Annotated in this window: 10 protein-coding genes; 4 read left to right on the top strand and 6 right to left on the bottom strand. The window is 63.3% G+C overall.

The window, feature by feature from the left end; translation table 11 throughout:
• Positions 1–515 precede the first annotated feature (515 nt).
• The 3 genes from SINAC_RS35300 to SINAC_RS35290 form a co-directional block, all read right to left on the bottom strand.
• A complete protein-coding gene (locus SINAC_RS35300; RefSeq protein ID WP_015250325.1) occupies positions 516–3,467 on the bottom strand; it encodes a CRTAC1 family protein in 2,952 nt (983 codons plus the stop codon).
• 357 nt (positions 3,468–3,824) lie between these two features.
• The gene (locus tag SINAC_RS35295) at positions 3,825–6,752 is read right to left on the bottom strand and encodes a hypothetical protein (protein WP_015250324.1); all 2,928 of its coding nucleotides are present in this window, start codon (positions 6,750–6,752) and stop codon (positions 3,825–3,827) included.
• Between the two features lie 83 nt (positions 6,753–6,835).
• Positions 6,836–7,342 (bottom strand): popeye domain-containing protein, encoded by a 507-nt coding sequence (locus SINAC_RS35290; protein WP_237722719.1) that lies wholly within the window; start codon positions 7,340–7,342, stop codon positions 6,836–6,838.
• A 1,087-nt stretch (positions 7,343–8,429) separates the two neighbouring features.
• Between SINAC_RS35290 and SINAC_RS35285 the strand changes: the two genes are divergently transcribed.
• Positions 8,430–9,833, top strand: coding sequence for a hypothetical protein (locus tag SINAC_RS35285; protein WP_015250321.1), 1,404 nt, complete (start codon positions 8,430–8,432; stop codon positions 9,831–9,833).
• Between the two features lie 103 nt (positions 9,834–9,936).
• Here SINAC_RS35285 and SINAC_RS35280 read toward each other — a convergent pair whose 3' ends face one another.
• Positions 9,937–11,136 carry a DUF1501 domain-containing protein gene (locus SINAC_RS35280; RefSeq protein ID WP_015250320.1) on the bottom strand — a complete coding sequence of 400 codons (1,200 nt, stop codon included), beginning with the start codon at positions 11,134–11,136 and terminating at the stop codon, positions 9,937–9,939.
• Between the two features lie 40 nt (positions 11,137–11,176).
• A complete protein-coding gene (locus SINAC_RS35275) occupies positions 11,177–12,583 on the bottom strand; it encodes a DUF1800 domain-containing protein (RefSeq protein ID WP_015250319.1) in 1,407 nt (468 codons plus the stop codon).
• 1,419 nt (positions 12,584–14,002) lie between these two features.
• Between SINAC_RS35275 and SINAC_RS35270 the strand changes: the two genes are divergently transcribed.
• Positions 14,003–14,704 (top strand): hypothetical protein, encoded by a 702-nt coding sequence (locus SINAC_RS35270; protein WP_390553830.1) that lies wholly within the window; start codon positions 14,003–14,005, stop codon positions 14,702–14,704.
• Between the two features lie 217 nt (positions 14,705–14,921).
• Here the strand turns inward: SINAC_RS35270 and SINAC_RS35265 are convergent, their stop codons facing one another.
• On the bottom strand, positions 14,922–15,554 hold the full coding sequence (locus tag SINAC_RS35265; protein WP_015250317.1) for a TetR/AcrR family transcriptional regulator: 633 nt from the start codon (positions 15,552–15,554) through the stop codon (positions 14,922–14,924).
• A 205-nt stretch (positions 15,555–15,759) separates the two neighbouring features.
• Here SINAC_RS35265 and SINAC_RS35260 point away from each other — a divergent pair, with 205 nt between their 5' ends.
• Entirely contained in the window at positions 15,760–17,100 is a 1,341-nt protein-coding gene (locus tag SINAC_RS35260) for an efflux RND transporter periplasmic adaptor subunit (RefSeq protein ID WP_154673760.1), read from the top strand.
• Between the two features lie 16 nt (positions 17,101–17,116).
• Complete coding sequence (locus SINAC_RS35255; protein WP_015250315.1) at positions 17,117–20,407, top strand: efflux RND transporter permease subunit; 3,291 nt, start codon at positions 17,117–17,119, stop codon at positions 20,405–20,407.
• Positions 20,408–20,532 lie beyond the last annotated feature (125 nt).

The following is a 20,532-nucleotide window of genomic DNA, read 5'->3' as shown; positions in this document are numbered from 1 at the left end:
AGGCATCACTGAACGAAACACTCGCCCTGGCATGAGCGGAGTTCCAGAGATCACATGATCTTGCCCGTGTTCCAAATCTATTATTATCAAAGACGAGTCTTGCCGAAGGAATTAAGAGATGCGATTGTTAGAAAATCGGTACTCGATTCCGGATTCCTTTGGAATGAATTCTTCTTGGAAACAAGGGTCAACGTGTCCTATAGGGGCGGCCGAAGACGTAGGGGATGCCCTGCTTGTACGGCCTCAAGCCCAGGTTGCCTTCGCTGCCAGCGATCGGCAGCGGAAGCGATATGTCTGTAATAAGGGATCGGTTCATGCATGGCTATGAACGGTTGCTCCTTGTAAGTTCGTGGTATCCCACGTTTGGGGGAGTGCAAAACCTGTTCTTCGGGAGGACTTCAGGGGGAGGATTCTTCTCGCCTTTGCGAAGCGCAATGCCGTCGTCTGGCGGCTGAGGTTGCGCGGATTGAATGCTCCTTTTCGCCGGGTCTGCCAGTGACGCTGGAATAGGCCATTTAGCGGACGGCGGGCGAAAAGCCAGGCAACGGCTGGGGAGAGAGGCTTCCTTCGCGGAGCAGGTAACCCGAGTCGGCCGTTAGGTTTTGATGACGGTCCAAGCGTCCCGAGGGCCATCGAACGACGACCTCGTCCGCGTGGGTCGAGGCGTTGAGGCCGAAGTGGAGCCGTGAGTCGGAAGCGGAAAGGTAGCTTCCCCCGCCCACGCGCCAGGCGTGGTGGGCGCGTCCGCCGGCCTTGACGGTGACGACGGCTCCGACGGAATCGCCGTTGGACGGAGCGCCCGACAGGCCGAGGGTGAGGAAGTGTCCCGCCTTCTCGGTCCGGTTCTGGAAGACGGCGAGTGGGCCGGCCTGGTCGATGACCACGACGTCGATCCGGCCGTCGTTGTCGAGGTCGCCCGTGGCGAGGCCACGGCCGATCCGGGGGACCGACCAGCCGGCGCCGGCCGTACCGGTCACCTCGGTCAGGCGTCCTGACCTGTCGCCGAGAAGGAGTTGGGTCGGCATCGCGAACGGGAAGGCGGGGCGGGAATCATTGACATGCCCATTGGCGGTCACCAGGTCGGGGAACCCATCGTTGTTCGCGTCAAAGAGGGCGACCCCGAACCCGAGCACGGACCGGCTTGGAGCGGCCAGGCCGATCGCCGCGGTCCGGTCGGCGAACAGGCCCTGGCCGAGGTTGGAGAAGTAGGTGGTCGATTCGCCATAGAAGTTGGTGACAAACAGGTCCGGGTTGCCATCGCCGTCGAGGTCGCCGACCGCCGTCCCCATCCCGGCCTGGAAGGAGCCTCCGGCGTTACAAGCGACGCCCGCAGTCAGCGCGACCTCCTCGAAGCGGAAGCCGCCGAGGTTGCGAAGGAGGTAGTTGGCCGTCCCGTCGTTCGCCACAAACAGGTCGACCCGCCCGTCGCCATCCAGGTCGGCGACGACCACGCCGAGCCCCCGGCCGTCGATGTCGGCGGGGACCGCCTCCTGGGTGACGTCGACAAACCGGCCGTTGTCGTTGCGGAAGAGGTGGTCGGGAAGCGCCTTGAAGTGGCGGGGATCGCACGACAGGTAGCCGGTCCCGGCCGCATTGGGGCAGAGCCGGGGGTGTTCGGCGTCCCACTTCAAATAATGGCAGACGTAGAGGTCGAGGTCGCCGTCGCCATCGAGGTCGGCGAATGCGGCCGAGGTCGGCCAATCGCGGTCGCCACCGAGGCCGGCTTGCTCGGTCACGTCGTCGAACCGGCCGTCGCCTCGGTTGCGGTAGAGGGCGTACCCTCGCCAGCGAGTAATGAACAGGTCCGCATGCCCGTCGCCGTCATAGTCGCCGACGGCCACGCCGTGGCTGTAACCTTGTGGTTTCTCGCTGGGAACGCTCAGGCCGGAACGGTCGGTGATATCCTCGAAGGTGCCATTGGACCGATTGAGGAAGAGGCGATCGCCGCCATGCCGCTGATTCGACCGGGGGGGAAAGGAACCTCCCTGGAGGGCGAGGACGTCGAGGTATCCGTCGCCGTTGACATCAAGTAACCCGACCCCCCCGCTCATCACTTCGGGGAGTTGGCAGATCGAAGTTGCCCCGTTGTCGAAGGCGAACCGGAGGCTGACAGATTCGGCGGCGTCGATGAACCGGGGGACAAGCGGAGTGGGGCCTGGGGGCTTTGGCCGCTCCTCGCCCTTTTTCGTGACGAGATTGGCGGCGAGCAGGTCGGCCAGAGTCTGGCCCGGCCGCGATGCCAAAGGAGGGGGGCCGGGGGACGCGGGTAGGGCAAGCGCCTTGCGAACCGCCGGGTCTGCCGGGGCCTTGCGGCCGGCCAGGGTCAGCAGCGCCATGCGTTCGAACCGCCGGCCGAGCTCGTCTGCAAGTTGGTACATCTCCAGCGGCCGGGTGGCGAGGTCGCCGTTCTTGAGGTGGGTCTGGTAACGGAATTTGGCGGAGTCGAGCCTCGTCTTGGTCGTCCGGAGCCGGGCTGCACGTTCGAGGTCGCCGGCTTGGTGGACAAGCTCCGCGAGCCGTTCCAGAGCGGTGAGATCGGACGGGTCGAGAGCCACGAGTTCGTCCAGCGCCGCCCGCTCGGCGGTGTTGTCATTGCCCTGGGCAGCCAACCAGGCTCGGAGCGTCAAGAGGTCGGTCTTCGTGAACGGGCTCGCCGGGAGGTGCGCCAGAGCCTGACGAGCCTCGTTCACCCGGCCGGTCGCGCGGGCCCAGTCGAGGCGAGCGTGCCAGATCACCGGGTCAGCGTGCTCGGGCGATCCGCAGTCGCTGAGTAAGGTTCCTGCCTCGTCGTGTCGGCCCGCTCGGAGTGCCCAACGGGCCAGCCCGACCCGGACCCGGTCGTCGCCCGGAGCCTCAATCGCGGCGACCTGCAACTCGCGTACGACCTCGTCGATGGGGAACGTCTCCAGATCCAGGGCGAGATGGCCGCTCAGGAGGTCGATGGCGGCTGCGGTCGAGAGCTGGCCGGTGCGAGCGAGTTCACGCCATTGGTCTTCGATCAGGTTCGCGACTTCACCGAACCTTGCCTCACGCCAGAGAAGCCGGAGCAATAGCGATCGAGCCTCAATGGCCTGCTCCCCGCCGTGGCGAATGGCCGAAGTGAGTGCCTCCTCGGCCACCAGGAACCGGCCGCAATCGATCGCGACCCTCCCCCGACGCAAGGCGGCGGTGCCCTTCAGCGGCGAACGGTCAGGGACGAGTGCCCAAGCCTCGAGCGCTTTGTCGGTCTGCCCCAGCCCCGCCGCGCACACACCGAGGAGGTACGCCGGTTCTCCGTCCCTTGGCCTGCGCCCTTGGATCCATTCGAGGTCGGCCTGGGCCTCGCGAAACTGCCCATGCGCAACCGACTGCCGGGCGCGGTCAAGGACCGTCCGAATTCTCCAGGAGTCGACGGCCCACGCCCCGGTCTTGGCCAGGACGAGACCGATCAACAAAACGAACGCCGCGACCCCAAGACGCCTGGGCATGGAACACCTTCGCGACGCGCCGCCACGGCCGGGTGTCCCCGCCTGGTCCGGAAATCACCTGGTCAACCAGGCAACCTTCGGATTCGCAGAGTGCTTGGCCGGTTTACGGGATGATGATGGAAACGATGCGTGGATTTCGTTCTACCATCCCGACGTGGGCGCGACAACGGGCACATATCCAGGACCAGCAGCGATCCGACTGGACGAGACGTGGGTGATTGTGCGAGAAGGAATGCGTGTTGATATGGCTGATGGAGGAGCCACAGAGGGAAGCGGCTCGAATCGCTTCCTTCTGCGGTCGCACCTTCTGTTTGGCTGTGGGGGCCAAGCCGTGTTTCGCCGAACACACCCCTCACATTACGGTTGTGCCTTGACTGCGCAAGTGGCCGCTGTGATCCGTAATTTCCAGTCTTCGATGGCCGTCCCTTTGAGGTTCAGTTGGCTGGTGAGGTGGTGCAGGCGGCGGGTCGCCGGGCCGTCGGGGGCGGTCTCGAAGAGGTTGCGCAGGAAGTAAGGAGGGATGGCCTGATAGTAGAGCGTCGCCCGGACCTCGAGTCTGGCCGGGTCGATCGAGCCTGGCAGTTCGATCCGGTAGGTCACCTCGTCGGACCCGCTGCCGTCCTGGTATCGGGGATCTTCCGAGGCGCCCGGGCCGGGGTGCGTGGCCTTCAGGTAACGGCCGGTGAGGGCAGGGCCAGGGCCTTCGGGACGCCAGCCGCGCGGCAGGAGGCGATTGTCTTTGACGGTCGCGCAACTCCGGACGAAGCTGGTGGTGAATTCGCCCTTGGCGTCGTGGAGCAGGGTCTCGTAGACCTGCACCTGGTCGGGCGACGTGATGATCTCGTGGTGCTGCTGGAAACGCTGGCGGCCGGTGCCTGGGTCGCGGTCGAAGAACTCCGTCGGTAGCGGTTGGCCATCGGCGCCGAGGAGAACCCCTTGGTCGTTGGTCAGGCCCGACGCCCAGACGGTCCGCTCGGGCTCGCCTGGGGCTTTCGCCGTCTCCACGATGGCGAGTTCCAGGAAGGCGCGACGGAATCCGACGCCGCTGGGAAAACGATGACCCACCTTGTTTGCGACGACGACCCGGGCCGTCAGCCGGTTCGGCCCTTGCCAGTCGGCAGCCACGGCGAGCGAAGCGACGTCATCGCGCGCGGTCTGGGCCATGTGCTCGACTGCGTGGTCGATCCCTTGCGTCGAGCCCGACATGTAGTCGGCCTTGGGGACGCCCAGGACGTCGTCGAACTGGTTGAACATCTCGAGCAGGAACGCGTTCAGGCCGGAGAAATTGTGGCGGCGGAATCCGGTCTCGCGGCTGCGGACTTTCAAGCGATCGCTTGCGACAAGGTTTTCGGCCTCGGGATACGTCGTGTCTTGGATCACCGCGATCTTGGTCTGAAGCTGCGCAATGTCGATCCCGTGCTTTTCGTCCTTCAGGCCACGCGACATGTGGCAATCCTGGCACGACTTGGCCCGCGGGTTCTGGGTGTTGATCTCGTTTTCATATTCGCTGTTGAGCCATTCCAGGTAGGTTGCCTGCTCGACGTGGTGGTGGAACTTCCGGAACTCGGGGACGACTTCGCCGCGGGTCAATTCGTCGGCATGCTCGCTCGAATTCGCGAGATCCAGCGGTCGATCGACGTTCGGCAGAACGACCGTGTGGCACGAGGCGCAGAGCTGCGAGGACTTCAAAAAGGCGTTGTGCTTCGGCTTCAAGCCGGTCGCGTGCTCCATGGCGTAGGACGCGATCTCGTCGTCCTTGAACGGGCCGTAGATCTCGCCTTTCTTGCCGAGGTGGAAATTCCCCGTGTTCGACGTCTCGAGAAAGTATTGCAGGTAGGGGCGGTGATCGGAGGCGGGCTGGGGACGCGGCTGCATCCGATGGCAGACGACGCAGCCCACCCCGTCGCGGGCCAAGGCGCCGTATTTCGCGTTGCCGTGCCCGAGGTGCGCAGCAGGGTCGGCGACCTCGTGGATGTGGTCGACCGAGAATGAAGATGCGTCCGGATGGTCGATTGCGAACTGCCGCTTGCCCATCGATCCATGACAACGCATGCAAGTGTCAGCCAGCGTGGCGCAGAGCTTGCCCGCGCGGTCCGGCTCCGCTTCGAACTGCTTGCAGAGTGATTTGACTTCGCTCTCGATCTGTGCGAAGACGATCGGGTCGCGGCCCGCCAACCCCATCGGCGTCCAGCGCCATTCTCCGTAGGGGGACACATCCCAGCCCTTCGCCCCGTACTCGGCGCTGGCACCGGTCGGGACGAACATCGTCGGGCCGAACGGGGCAAGCAGTCCTGCGTGGCAGCTCATGCACTGGTTCGAGGTGAGAAACTCCTGGCCTTGCTCACGGCTGCTGACGACCCAGTCGTGGGTGACCGGCGGCAAGACGGAAAGTTGCGAACGGTCGACGGGCTTGATCGCGTCGAAGAAGCTTGGGAATCCCACGCTGGGGCGGCTCGGTTCTGGGCGCGGGGCCTGATCCGTCGGGTTGGCGACGACCTCGGTCTTTTCCTCTTTGGCGCCTCGACGCCAGGAATCATCGGTTTTGAAGGTGAGCGGCGTACCCGGGAAGCCTTCGATATTCCGCAAGGCCGCGAAGGTGAACTCGTTCGCGGGGTGGGAGGGCTCGGCGCCCGGGGATTGGGTCGCGGCGTGGCAGCGGATGCAGGCGAGGCCGAACCCTGAGATCGGATCGGCGAATGGGTAACGGTGGTTGTCGACCACGCGCTGGCCTTTGGCCGGATTGCTCCAGAACCAGCCGTCGTGCGAGCCCGCCGCATCCTTGACCATCACCGTCCACGATTCCAGGGAATAGGGCAGGTCGCTTTCCAGGGTCGCCTGGTGCCGGATCGCGGGGGCGGGGTATTGCTCCTTGATGATCATCTCGCCGTCGGGGATCGTGCCCGATCGGCCGTTGAGCAGCCATCGCATGACGCCCGGCGAGTAATAGACCCGAACGGCCGGGTGTGTGCCGAAAGAGCGGCCCTCGAGGTAGGGACCGGCGTCGCGCACGCTCTTATCCCGGCGCCAGCCCAGTTCCACGTACTTGCGTTCGTTCAAGAACGTGAACAATTTTTCCTCGAACTGGGCGACCGAGATGCGACTTGGGAGCGGCAAGTCGCTCGGCCGACCGAGTTCGAGCGTCCGAGGATCGGGATCCGTCGGCACGGGAGCCCCACCCGAGTGAGTGCCCATCCTGGGCAAGAATCCCCCGCAGATGAGCAGCATGGCCAGGAACCCGGTCGCGGTCGCCTGCCACCACCGTCGTTGCCAAAGTGGGACGTCCATCGCTCGCTCGCTCCTTCGGTCTAACCGCTCTTGAGCTTTTGATGCCTGAGGGACGCCGTGTGTTCGGTGTCCCGAGGCCGGCTTCATCCTGTCGCCGAACCCGACATGACTTCACGCGAAGAGTCGGCCGAGCTTCGTCCCCGGCCAGCATGGCGGCGCCGGCTCCACCGCCCCGGTTTTCCTCGGCGGAGGGAATTCCACATCCTGCGCGTCAGCAGGTTCAGGAGCTCGCTCCGCGACAGGCCGGCGAAGGCCAGGTCTCGCAGCACGCGTTCATCCGGGGTCAACTGTTGCTCGCAGATCTGGCGGATACTGATGAGGGTCCCGGGTTTTTCGTAGGTGACGTGAGTCAGCAGGGTGAGCAGCTCGTTACGCGAAAGGTCGTGAAAGGCGGCCTCGCCGAGCCGCTCCTGCTCCTCGGTGAGCATCTGCTGGCGTCGTTGTATCAGGAGGCTGCGGATCTGATACCCGTTGATGACCAGGAAGACGACATGCCAGACCGAGGGGCCGTAAAGCGGCGTCGGCTGACAGGTGAAAAAGAGAAGGCCCAGCACCAACCCGCCACAGGTCAGGACACGCAACCACAGCATATCTCGACCCAGGTAGGAGAAGAGATATAAGAGGTTCGCAATGTGAATGCACGACTCGACCAAGGTGTTACCCTCGAAGTTGCAGTCACGAATCAGGGCCGAAGGAAAATCCGATCAAAGCCGAAATGAGATCGGCATGGCGGTGGACGATCGCCCAAGAGATCGCGCACCGCTAATCCAACTATAGCCCAGATAAAGCATCGACCTGGCCGGCGGGCGGGTTCAATTTTCGAGCGAAGAGATCGGCATGCCGGGGTAATTCAGGGCGGGGAATCGGATCAATCGGCGTAATCGTAATGCGGGTTGCTGGGTTTGGCATGGTGTTGCACCGGAAGCGGGAGCCATCAGACCCAGCTCTCTCTCTTTTTGTTATCGGTCTCCCTTTCGAAGCTGCGAAATTCAAAATATGATGAGTGTTTGTCGGAGGCTTCGCCCCTGGCCAAGAACGGCTGCCCCTTCCGGCGCTGCAAAAGGGACGCGACTTTTCTGGCCCTCGCTTGTGCGACGGGGATGGCTGTCCGTGACGCTTGTGCCGGCCTTATTGAAAGTTCTTGCAGGCCGTAAAGCCGCTTGCTATGATCCGCCTGAAAGCACAGCCGTACGTATAGGTTCACATGGAGCAGAGGTTTTCGCCTGAAGCCCCGATCACCCGTGACGGCATGCTCCCATTTTTCAGTGGCCTGACCGGCCTACTTTCGGATCAAACCCGAGAGGCAGTCTGGGACACGAATGGGGGCCTCTCGTCTCTTTTGTTGATGCCAGTAGCGAACAAATCCTAAGCCGATAGTTTTGACTCCATCGGTCCGCAGGTCATCGTTCTTTTTGTCATCAGTCCGATGAATCCATCTCCTTGAATGGGAATTCGCTGGACTGAAGCTTGAGGATTGCGGACACTGGAGCCGACACTACCGGAGTATGACGGGCGGCATTGGCCGGAGGTCGCGTCACCGAGAGCAGGATCTCGGAGGACTGCACCAATTCTCGGCATGTCGCTTGCTCATCATCTCGTCGATCAAGTCTTACGAATCAGTTTCCAACGCTAAGATCTCCCCGCGGTTCGCCGTGAGGAGGATCGCAGGTGGCAATTATGTTCGACTCCAGGGATGGCAGGGCGATCTGGCGGTTTTTCTTGCCGCGGCGGCTGGTGCTCATGGCCTGGATGGCTTGGCTCGTCACGTCTGCGGTCATGGGTGGGATGCCTGCGTCGGTGTCGGCCGGGGGGAAGAAGCCTCCGACGTATACCAAGGATGTGGCCCCGATCCTTCAGAAGAAATGCCAAAATTGTCATCGCCGCCATCAGGTCGGGCCCTTCGCTCTGGAGACGTACGAGCAGGCTCGGAAGCGTGCCAAAGACATTGCGAGCGTGGTCTCGGACCGGTTGATGCCGCCCTGGAAGCCGGCTCCCGGAGTTGGTCCGAAGCTCAAGCATGATCAATCGCTCGCCCATGAGGAGATTGCTCTCCTCGAAGCGTGGGCTGAGGCGGGCGCTCCGCAAGGGGACCCGAAGCACCTGCCGCCGCCAGCTCAATTCGTCGAAGGTTGGAAGCTGGGGCCGCCCGACCTTATCCTCGAGCCGACCGAGGACTTCAAGATTCGCCCCTCGTGTCCGGACACCTATCGCTGTTTCGTGCTCCCCACGAATCTAGCGAAGGACACCTATATCTCGGCAATCGATTTCCGACCGGGGAATCCGAAGGTCGTGCATCATATCAACGCTTTTCTCGACTCGAGCGGCGAGGCGCGATTGAAGGACGAGGCCGAGCCGCGGGCGGGCTACACCTCGTTCGCCGGGCCGGGCATTGCGGTCTACGATGAGCTGAGCTTCTGGGCCGGTGGTCACGAGCCCAGCCATTTCCCCCCGGGGGTCGGCCAACTCTTGCCCCGCCAGTCCGACGTCATCCTGCAAGTCCATTACCACGCCACCGGAAAAGCGGAGGTTGACCGCACTCGCGTCGGGGTCTATTTCTCGCGTGAGCCGGTCAAGCAGGCGCTTCACTGGACGACCGTCTCGAACTCGAAATTCCAGATCCCGGTGGGTGCCCCCAACTTCGAGGTCAAGGCGAACTGGTACGTTCCGACCGAGCTCGAGGTCCTGGCCGTCTCACCGCACATGCACCTGCTCGGTCGCGACATGCGGATGTCGGCAACCTACCCGAACGGAACCAAGCAAGACCTGATTCACATCCCGGTCTGGGACCCCTCCTGGCAAAGCGCCTACTTCTTTCAGAAGCCGATCGCGCTCCCCGGGGGGTCCCTCGTCAACGTGACCGCTCACTTCGACAATTCGGAATATCCCCGCAACCCGAATCAGCCGCCCAAGCGAGTGGCCTGGGGCTACGGAGCCAATGACGAAATGTGCGAGGGCTTCATGGCCGTCGTCAAGAAGGGGCAGGACCTGACCCTTCCCTGGGCCAAGGACGACCTCGCCGAGATCTTGAGCAGACAACGCCTCAAAAATATGCTCAAACAGGCGGCCCGGCAGGCTCGATAAATGGTTCTCACCTTTTGCAGCCCCACCGGGGCTGCAAACTGGGGATTTGGCTTGGTTGAAAAAGGCGATATTGTTGCAGATGTTGGCGTGACGTGCGGTTCCCTCAAGCTTGAAGCAGTGGCAACGGGGAGACGTTGTCTCCGAGCGCGGAGTCTGCGGGAAGCTCGAGCCAGCCTGTCCGTACGGTCGCGTACACACGGCGGAAGTCGACGGACATTTTGAGGTCGCCGGCCTCGAGGTCGGTCAGGCTTGGGTAAGTGCCCGCCAGGCCGGGCCGGACCCCGGCGCCCGCGAGCAGGACCGGGCCGGCGGTGCCGTGGTCGGTTCCCGCCGATCCGTTCTCTGCGACTCGCCGGCCGAACTCGCTGAACCCGAGCACCAGCACCCGCTCGGCCAGGCCGGCTGCCGCCAGGTCGTCGAGGAACGCCTTCAGGGCACCCGACAGTACGCGAAGCAAGTCGGCATGGGGAAAGAGTTGGCTGGCGTGAGTGTCGTAGCCCCCTTGTGTGGTGTAGAAGACGCGGGTGGCGTACCCCCCTTTGAGCAGCCGGGCAATGGTGCGGAGCCGATCGGCCAGCGCGGTGGCTGGGTAGCTTGCCTCGGTTCCGCGATTGCGGGTGAGCTCGGTCAGGCGGTCGGCGGAGGTGTAGGCGTCGAGTGTGCTCCGGCGGACGAATGCTGTCAGGTCGTCCCCCGCCAGCTCGTGGGTCGGGTCGATCCGAGGGGCGTCCACCGGGGCGTCCAGGGTGAGGTCCTCCATGCGTTCGAGCGAAAGGGCGACGGCTCGGCGGCCTCGGAGTGCGACCGGCGGAGTGCCCGAGCCGATGAACAAGGACTCGGCGCGACTCCTCGCCGTGTCGAACCCCCGGCCGAGCCAGCCTGGCCCGCCGTGCTCCTCGGGGTCGAGCCGGCCCGTCTGCCAGACCGCCATGCTCTGGAAGTGCGACCGACTCGGGTTCGGATACCCCACGCCCGGCACGATCGCCAGCCGACCTGTTTCGAGGAGTTTGCCCGCCTCGCGCATCGCTGGATGCAGGCCGACATGCTCGTCAATCTTGATGAGTTGATCCTTCGGCAACTGGAGCGTCTGGCGGTGCCGAGCGTAGCCTTCATCGGCGAAGGGGACAATTGTGTTGATCCCATCGTTGCCGCCGTCGAGCTGGATCACAACGAGCACGCGGCTGTCGCGCTCGGCCGTGGCCGCTCGCGCAGTGCGTGCAAGGAAGCCGGGGACGGTCGGGGCCAGGGCGATCAAGGACGATCCACGCAAACCGAGCTTGAGGAAGTCGCGTCGCGAGGGCATGAGGTCTCCTTCTTTTGATTTATCGTTTCGAGCCGGGCAGTCAGGCGAGTTGGGCCTCGGGGCAAGACAGGATCAGGGCGACCGCGCGTCGGGCCGGTTCCGGTCCCCAGGCGCTCTGGGGGCCGAGGCCCGACGCGATTCGGTCGTGCCATTTCGCGCTGGGCTCGGCTCCGAGCAGTCGTTCGGCGATGTGTGTGATGACCTCGTCGCGCCCTTGGCCTCGCCCGCTTCGTTCGGTCAGTGCAAGGGCGTCGAGCGGTTCGGGGCGGCCGACGCCTTTCCCATCGGCCAGGGCTGAGGCGTAATTGGCCCGGCCGATCAGCGATCGCGTGGTCAGCCACGACCGGCCGCCCGGCCAGCCGCCGACGTTGGGGGGATAAAAGAGGTCCTGGCCGAGCCGCGCGGACCAGTCGGCCAGGACCAGGGTGCTCGGCGGCGGTTCGAGCAGCTCCAAGGCCCGGATTGGCCCGACGACGAACTCGACCGGCACCGCGATTTGCGACTGCACGTTCGCGGCGGCGAAGAAGGCGTTCGATCGCACGATCCGCGCGACGGCCCAACCGACATCGAGGTCATGCATGCGCAGGCTGGCCGCCAGGTCGGAGACCGCGTCGGCTTCGATTGCACGCTCCCCGAAAAAGAGGCCGCAGAGCCGCCTGGCCAGGCGTTCGGAGGTGGCTGGATGTTCGCGGAGCATGCCGATCAGGTCGTCCCCCGACCATCGCCCGGTGCGGCCGAGGATCGTCTTTTCTCCGTCGTCGTGCTGGTTTGCGACCACACGAAATCGGTCCTCGTTGACGGCCCATCCGGTCAGGGCGCGGGCGGCCTCCTGGACGTCGGGCTCGCCAAAGTGGCCGATGCCGAGAGTGAACAATTCCATGAGTTCGCGAGCAAGGTTTTCATTGGGGTGTCCCTTGCGGTTGGCCGGCGCGTCGAGCCAGGTCAGGAGCGCCGGGGCCTGGACCGCGGCGCTCAGCAACTCGCCGAACGGGGCGCGGGCGAGGCGGCGGAAGGTCGCGTTCTGCTGCCGCATCGCCTCAAGGTTGTCAACTTTGAGGTTGCTGGTGGCGAAGTGGTCGTGCCAGAGCAGCGTGAGCCGCTCGCCGAGCGGGTCGGGGCCGAAGAGCATGCGGTAGACCCACCACGCCTTGAGCCGCGCCGGGTCGTTGGAGGTCACCGCGGCCTCGGCAAGCAAGGTGGAAGTGGCCTCGAAGTCCTCGGGGATTTCGCCGCTGCACGCCTTGCATGAGAGCACGCGATCGATGCTCGCCTCGGGGCTGTCCTTCAGGTCACGCTGGAGTTCATCCCAGGACGCCCCGAACCCCGTCCGCCGGTGCAGGTGGGCGACCCGAGCGAGGTTCCAGGGGGCCTCTGCGTTCGGGACGTAGGGAGTCCATGGTAATGCCCGTTCCGAGCTTGTGGTGAGTACGTCAGATTCAATAATCATGTCGTTTCTCGTTGCGGCAATTGATCGGCCCGGTAGGCGGCGCGATGGAGCCAGCATCCCAAGGGGGGCGTGGGCTCAGAGCGATCCGGCCTTGCGAGCGTAGACGAGGGAGGTGGCTTGGGACGTGTCCTCGGCGGCATGCTCGTCATGATGACTCCCCTTCCATCGACTTCGTTCATCCACCTGATATAAGGGCCCGGGCCGGCCGACCGTCTCGACTTTCTCGAAAAAAAGAATGAGCTTTCGAAAAAAAGGTCGCGTTTTCTGCTCGCTTCAATCTTCTGGTCTGTCGAGGTCGTTCGCTTGCAACTTTCTTGAAAGAAGAGAGGGGCAGAAAGGTGATGCGTGTGAAGTCTTCCCGGCGAGCGGGTTCATTGCAGCCCTGGAGGGGCGACTGTCAAATGTGCAGGGTCGGCTTTGGCCTGCACTTTTTCGGAACGGTGAAATTGATGGTTGTTAGCAAGGAGTGATCGAAGCTGTTTGCTGACGAGTTGCGTCAGTTTCGTCCTGTCGTGCCGTGGGCTACACGTGCCAGTGGCATGGCGGCCTTTGCCGTGACTGGTGGTGGCGCCTTTCCGGTTCGCGAGAACGCTTGCCAGGGGCATGGCAGCCTTTTGACGGTCGCCCCTTGGAACGCTGACGCAACAACTTCCCGGTACTGAACCACCCGTTCCCACAGAAATCAGGAAGTTGTTGCGTCAGCGTTCCGAGGGGCGACCGTTTAAAGCATTGAGGTGAAACCCCTGGAGACATGGAGAATTTGTATCAGAATGTTTTGCAGCCCCGAAGGGGCGACCGTTTCTAGCCAGGGGTGAAACCCCTGGAGACATGGAGAACTTGTATCAGAATGTTATTGCAGCCCTGAAAGGGCGACCGTGAAATGCGTGTGGCCTCTTTCGACGGTCGCCCTTTCAGGGCTGTATGATCATGGTATGCTGAATCGATTCCAGGGGTTTCACCCCTGGCTGAAAACGGTCGCCCCTCCGGGGCTGCAAGTCATTTAGATTTGAGCTTATCCTGTTTCCATGGGTTTCACCCCTGGCTATTAACGGTCGCCCCTTGTATGTTCGCAGAACCCAAAGCGAAAGTGTTGAAAACTGGGGTTTTCCGTGGCACAGGACCGTCAAGAACCCTGGTTTTCAACACAGTCGCTCCGGGGCTACTATGAACCCGCCGGCGATCGCTCAAACAGGTGGACGTTCTTTTCGTTGGTCTGGACGTTTCTTTCGTTGCTGTGACCGCGGGCGGATGCTGGTTCGAGGGTGGTCGTCGCTGTGAGCCGTGTCTCTGGTATGGAGGACGCTCGGCAAATCCGCATGGCTTTCTGGGATACTCTCATGCGGAAAAGCGCTGGATTTTCCAGGTGCGTCCGAAAGAACGGCCCTGTCGGTGCGAACAACCTGGAACTGACGCTTGAACGTGTCCGTCTCTGAACCAATGACCTCGGCCGGCCATCGTACGATGAAGATCCCCTTGACCTGCCCATCCTGTGGTGCGGCGAGTTCCGTCGATGCCGCCTTCTCCGGCAGGCCGGGCCGTTGCAAGCACTGCAATCATCGGTTCACGATCCCGAAGTCGGGCGCGTCGCACCCTGAGACTTACTCTCTGGACGAGCCGCTCGAGGTGCCGGTCGATGCGGCTGAGATCAGCCTGGAACCTACCTCAACCTTTGTTCGGGCCCGGGGCGATGAGCCGTCGGTCTTCACCACGCGCCGTAAGCGGCGGCCGATCGAGCCCGCGGCAAGTCCGAGGCCCCGCCGCGAACGCGAACACGAACCCGGTTTCGCCTGGGGAAAGTGGCTGGGTCGGGTAGGAGGGGGCACCGTGCTCGTCCTTGCCGCAATCGCCTTGTTCGCCCCGCGCGGGCCGATCCTCGTGGGATCCGTGCTGTTGGCGCTCGGCACGCTCATGGTGCTGTTTGGGTTCGGAGTCGGGGCCTATGGGGCGTTTCGCGAGGACGTTCTCTATGGCTTGCTCTACCTCGCCATCCCGTTCTACACCGCTTACTATGTTGTCACCCGCTGGGACGACCTCTGGGTTTGGTTCGCCTGTTCGACGGTGGGGGTCGGGCTCGTCATGCTCGGGACCGAAATCCTCCGGTGGAATGGTGTGATCTTGTGAACGAGGGGTTGGCCTTGGGACTTCGTCGAGGCGGTGAAGCAGGTTGAGCGAGGTTCGCGAACGCGACGCAATCCCTCCAGAAACCGCTCTCGAATCCTGCTTCGGATGTGCAAGCCTTAAGAAAAAAGAAATCGGCGCGCGAACCGATTTTGCCATCGGCCTGTCTTTGGAGTTCGTTGCGGCGAACGTTGAGCCCGGCTTTCTCTTGGCTGGGCGGTCACGCTTCGGCGGCAGGCTTGGGGCTATTGGCGCAGGGCTTCACGCCTTGCTCGACCAGGGCGATGGCTTGGCGGAGGAACGAATCATCGTCGATCGTTCCCTTGAACCGCTCGGCGAAGTGGGCGCGATTTTCGACCCAAAAGTAGATTAGGCCGAGGATCATCAGGCTGAGGGTGGCCGGATCGAGATCGGTGCGGATCAGATGCCGGCGCTGGGCGGCCTTGATCCGGCTGCGGAGTGTGTCCAGCAGGTCGGGCTCGCCGGGCCAGACTTTGATGTCGCCTTCGAGCCGAGCCCAGGCGCAGAGCCGGAACATGACCTCGTTCTCACTGAGGTAGGTCATGAGTCGGCGCATCTCCGCCCGCACGCTCAAGGGCCGGTTCGTGGCGCGGGCGGCGACCGGGAACCGCCGGGCGTAGCCTTCGACCATGTGGCGCTTGACCGCCACGTAGAGGTCTTCCTTGCTGCCGAAATGATGATGGATCAACGGATGGGAGATTCCGGAGGCCGCCGAGATGTCGCGCATCGACGTCGCGGCGAACCCGCGCTCGGCGAAGAGTCGCCCCGCAGCGTCGATCACGGTGGCCCGTGTGCTCTCCGCATCTCGGCCGCGATGGCACTCGTCCGTCATCGTTGTCTCCCCTTGTTGACCGTTTGGTCAAGCGTATCGACGGCCGCGAGCCCCGTCAATCTGACACGGCCAAACGAGCATTTCGCTCACCAGATGGAATGATAGGGGGGTTAGTAACCCTCTTGACGATTTTGTTGATCGATCTAGAATATTGACCATTCGGTCAATATTATTGACCGCTTGGTCAAGGGTCGTCGGGAGACAGATGATGGCATCGAGGTCTGAATCGGCATCGGGGACGACACCCGCGACCCGCCCTTGGTGGGCTGTTGGGATGCTCATCGGCCTCGTCGCAGGTTGTGAGCAGAAGAACAGCTACGTCGAACCACCGCCCCCGGAAGTGACGGTCGCCACGCCGGTGACGCAAGACGTGATGAATTACTTCGAGGCGACCGGAACGGCCCAGCCGGTCATGTCGGTCGATATCCGTGCCCGGGTCAAAGGCTTCCTCAAGGAGCGGCTCTTCAAAGAAGGGGCGATCGTCAAGGTGGGGGAACTCCTCATGGTGATCGATGAGGAACCGTTCCGCCTGGCTCTGGATCAGGCCAAGACCCGGCTGGCCGAGGCCGAGGCCAACTTCACCAAGGCCAAGCAGTCGCGGGCCCGTGAAGTTGCCAAGGCGCAACTGGCGCTCGACGAATCGCAACTGCAACTGGCAAGGGTCGCCGAGACGCGCCAACGCAACCTCTCGGGACGTGGGGCAGGCTCGCGCGAGGAGATGGACCAGGCCGAGGCGAATCGCAAGAAGAACGAGGCGCAGGTCGAGTCGGACCGCGCCAGCTTCGATCAGGCGGAAGCGGACTACGAAACCAATATCCTCGTCTCCGAAGCCAACGTCGGCGCGGCCAAGTCTGCGGTCCGAACGGCCGAGATCGAGCTTAGCTACTGCCGGATGACGGCCCCGATCGACGGTCGGATCAGCCGGGTCAACTATCAGGTGGGCAATCTGGTGGGTGACGGCCAGGCATCGCTCTTGGCCACGATCGTCAAGATCGACCCGATTTATGCTTATGTCAACGTGAACGAGCTCGACTTGCTCCGGTCGAAGAACCGGATGGGTGCCCAGGCCGATGGGACCGAGAGCCAGGAGCCGATCGAGCTGGGACTGGCCAACGAGAAGGGGTACCCGCATCGAGGTCTGATTGATTACCAGGATCCCGGGGTCGACCCGGGGACGGGGACGATCCGGGTGCGAGGCGTCTTTGCCAACCCGGACGGGATGATTCTGCCGGGCCTGTTCGTGCGGGTCCGGGTGCCGACCGACCAGCAGAAGGAGGCCTTGCTCGTTCCCGAACGGGCGCTGGGGACCGACCAGTCGGGGCAGTACCTCTTGGTGGTGGGCGCGGACGACGTGGTCGAGTATCGCGCGGTCAAGGCCGGCGCCCAGGTCGACGACCTTCGCGTGGTCGAGGGGAAAATCAAGCCCAACGATCGCGTGATCGTTGATGGTTTGCTCCGGGCTCGCCCCAAGGCGAAAGTGAAGCCGATGTTCGCGCCGGAAACGGGCAAGTCGATCGCCGTTGCCGAGGATGCCCCCCGCTCCTGAGGATCCTTAAGCTATCATGTCTCGCTTTTTTATTGATCGCCCGATCTTCGCCAACGTGATCGCCATCCTGACGATGCTCGTCGGCATCGTCACGCTCTATGGCCTGCCGATCGAGCGCTATCCCGACATCACGCCGCCCACGGTCCTGGTCGCGACGGTCTATCCGGGTGCGGACGCCAAGGTGCTGGCCGACACGGTGGCGTCGCCCGTCGAGCAGGAGGTCAACGGGGTGCAGGGCATGCTCTACATGTCCTCCACCTGCTCCAGCGACGGCTCGTACAAGCTGACGGTGACCTTCGAGGTCGGCACCGACCTCGACGAGGCCCAGGTGCTCGTGCAGAACCGGCTGGCCGTCGCTCTGCCGAGGCTGCCGCAAGAGGTCCAGAGGCAGGGGGTTACCGCCAAGAAGCAGTCGACCAACATCATCATGGCGGTCTCCTTGATTTCGCCCGATGACCGCTACGACGACCTCTACTTGAGCAATTACGCCTCGCTCCGGATCAAGGATGAGCTGAGCCGGATCTACGGGGTCGGCGAGGTCATGGTCATCGGCAGCAGCAACTACGGGATGCGAATCTGGCTCGACCCCGAGAAGCTCAAGGCCCGCAACCTGACCACCGAGGACGTCCTCCTCGCGGTCCGCGAACAGAACGTCCAGGTGGCGGCCGGCCAGGTCGGCCAATATCCCTCGGCGAAAAACCAGGGGTTTCAGTACAACGTCACGACCCTGGGTCGCCTGAGCGATCCCGAGCAGTTCGGCAACATCATCGTCAAGGCGGACGACAGCAGCTTCGACAACGTCGACGACAGCAGCGGCGGTGCCGCCCGGCTGACCCGGGTCAAGGACGTCGCCCGCGTTGAGCTCGGATCGCAGGTCTATGACCAGTGGTGCGAAATTAGCGGCAAGCCGGCGGGAACCCTGGCTGTCTTCCAACTCCCAGGCGCCAATGCCCTCGACGTCGCCAAGAAGGTCGAGGCCGCCATGAAGGCGCTCAGGCCCTCGTTCCCCGACGGCCTGGATTATATTATTCCGTTTAACACGACCATCTTCGTTGATGAGTCGATTCATGAGGTCTACAAAACCCTCTTCGAGGCGGGCGTGCTCGTTCTGATCGTCATCCTGGTCTTCCTCCAGGATTGGCGGGCGGTTCTGATTCCCGCGACGACCGTGCCGGTGACGATCATCGGCGCGTTCGCGGCCATGGGGATGCTCGGCTTCTCGGTCAACATGCTGACCCTTTTCGGCCTGGTCTTGGCCATCGGCATCGTCGTTGACGACGCGATCGTGATCGTCGAGAACGCCGTCCACCATATCGATCGCGGTAAGCTTGCTCCGAGGGAAGCGACGATCAAGGCGATGTCCGAGGTGATCGGGCCGGTCATCGGCATCACCCTCGTCTTGATGGCCGTCTTTCTTCCGACCGCCTTCCTCGGTGGGATCACCGGCCAACTCTATCGTCAGTTCGCCCTGACCATTGCTGCCACTGCGGTCATCAGCGCCATCAACGCCGTGACCCTCAAGCCCGCCCAGTGCGCGGTCTATCTCCGGCCGACCAAGGAGAAGAAGAACTTCTTCTACCGGGGGTTCAACGCGGTCTATAACCGCTGCGAGGCCATCTATACCGCGATCATCCGCCGGCTCGTCCGGCATGTCGCGCCGATGATGCTGCTCTTCGTCATTCTCGTCGGGTTCACCGGCTGGTGGTTCACCAAGTTGCCGACCGGGTTCCTCCCCACCGAAGACCAAGGGTATGCGATCGTCGGGATTCAGTTGCCCGACGCTTCCTCTCAGATTCGGACGCGAGCGGTTGTCGATAAGGTGAGCGCCATTCTCAGGAAGACCCCCGGTGTCAAGGGCTGGTTCCTGATTGGAGGGCAGTCGATCCTCGACCAGGCGATCGCGTCCAACGCCGCGGCCATTTACATCACCTATACGCCCTGGGAAGAGCGTGAGGGGAAGCCAGGCCAGAGCCAGGATGAGATCCTCGGCAACTTCATGGGCCAGGTCCAGCAAGTCCGCGAGGCGATGGTCTTCGCCTTCCCGCCGCCGGCCATTCAAGGGCTTGGCGTCTCGGGCGGGTTCCAGATGCAGATTGAGGACCGCGCGGGGGTTGGCCTCTCAGAGCTCCAGCAGGTGCTCGACGAGATGCTTGCCAGCGGTAGCGGGCAGACCGGCCTGGCCGGCCTGAAGAGCACGTTCCGCTCGGGCGTTCCGATGATCTATGCCGACGTCGACCGGGTGAAGGCGAAGAGCCTTGGCGTTCCGCTCGAGACGATCTTCGGCACGCTCCAGACGGCGCTTGGCTCCGCCTACGTCAACGACTTCAACCGGTTCGGTCGGACGTATCAGGTCCGGGTCCAGGCCGACCAGCGGTTCCGGGTCGAGGCGGAGGACATCCGCCGGCTCGAGGTCCGAGACAAGCAAGGGCAGATGGTGCCGCTCGGCACGCTCGTCAAGGTGGAGAAACGGCTCGGTCCGCAGATCATCCCGCGGTACAACCTCTACCCCTCGGCCTCGATCTCAGGGGCGGCGGCCTCTGGTTACAGCTCGGGTCAGGCGATGAAGCTCATGGAGGAGATGGCTGTCCGCAAGCTCCCCGCCTCCATGGGTTACGACTGGACCGCCATGTCGTACCAGGAGAAGAAGGTCGGCTCCCAGTCGATCTACGTCTTCGCCCTGGCCGTCTTGATGGTCTACCTCGTCTTGGCCGCTCAATACGAGAGCTGGCTGATGCCCGCGGCGGTTATCCTCGTCGTGCCGCTGGCGCTCCTGGGTACGGTGATTGCCGTGGCGGTTCGGGGGATGGATAACAATATCTATACCCAGATCGGCATCGTCTTGATCATCGCCCTGGCGAGTAAGAACGCGATCCTCATCGTGGAGTTTGCCCGCGAGCTGCGGGCTCACGGCCGTTCGATCATCGACGCGTCGATCGAGGCCTCGCGACTCCGGTTCCGGCCGATCTTGATGACCTCGTTCGCGTTCATCCTGGGGATTTATCCCCTGGTCAACGCCACGGGCGCAGGGGCCGCCAGCCGGCGCTCGCTGGGTACGGCCGTCTTCGGCGGGATGATCGCGGCGACGGTCTTGGCCGTCTTCTTCGTCCCCGTCTTCTACGTCCTCATGCAACGCCTCAGTGAGTGGCGTCATCCCCAGAAACCGGTGCCGACGACCGCCGGGTCGGAGGAGGCCCTGAGCCATTCTCATGGGAATCATCACCCGACCAATGGTAACGGCAATGGGGAGAACGGTGACTCCAGCGCGTTGAGTGACGGAGCACACGCATTACCTGACGCGTCTCATTGAAAACGGAGTGTCTAGTTCGGCCCGGCCCGGCCGTTGGGGATTCACCCCGGCGGTCGGGCCGTTCGCATTTCAAGAGGCGTTAATCCCAATGAGGAATTCGGTCGAGCCGGCCGTGAAACCGAGTG

The organism is Singulisphaera acidiphila DSM 18658 (assembly GCF_000242455.2).
Classification (GTDB): Bacteria; Planctomycetota; Planctomycetia; order Isosphaerales; family Isosphaeraceae; genus Singulisphaera; species Singulisphaera acidiphila.
This window is presented reverse-complemented; position numbering and strand designations above follow the sequence as displayed.

Coding starts and splice junctions, on each gene's coding strand:
- SINAC_RS35300 (WP_015250325.1), bottom strand. CDS start 3,467: ATGCCCAGGCGTCTTGGGGTCGCGGCGTTCGTTTTGTTGATCGGTCTC.
- SINAC_RS35285 (WP_015250321.1), top strand. CDS start 8,430: ATGTTCGACTCCAGGGATGGCAGGGCGATCTGGCGGTTTTTCTTGCCG.
- SINAC_RS35290 (WP_237722719.1), bottom strand. CDS start 7,342: ATGCTGTGGTTGCGTGTCCTGACCTGTGGCGGGTTGGTGCTGGGCCTT.
- SINAC_RS35295 (WP_015250324.1), bottom strand. CDS start 6,752: ATGGACGTCCCACTTTGGCAACGACGGTGGTGGCAGGCGACCGCGACC.
- SINAC_RS35280 (WP_015250320.1), bottom strand. CDS start 11,136: ATGCCCTCGCGACGCGACTTCCTCAAGCTCGGTTTGCGTGGATCGTCC.
- SINAC_RS35265 (WP_015250317.1), bottom strand. CDS start 15,554: ATGACGGACGAGTGCCATCGCGGCCGAGATGCGGAGAGCACACGGGCC.
- SINAC_RS35255 (WP_015250315.1), top strand. CDS start 17,117: ATGTCTCGCTTTTTTATTGATCGCCCGATCTTCGCCAACGTGATCGCC.
- SINAC_RS35275 (WP_015250319.1), bottom strand. CDS start 12,583: ATGATTATTGAATCTGACGTACTCACCACAAGCTCGGAACGGGCATTA.
- SINAC_RS35260 (WP_154673760.1), top strand. CDS start 15,760: ATGATGGCATCGAGGTCTGAATCGGCATCGGGGACGACACCCGCGACC.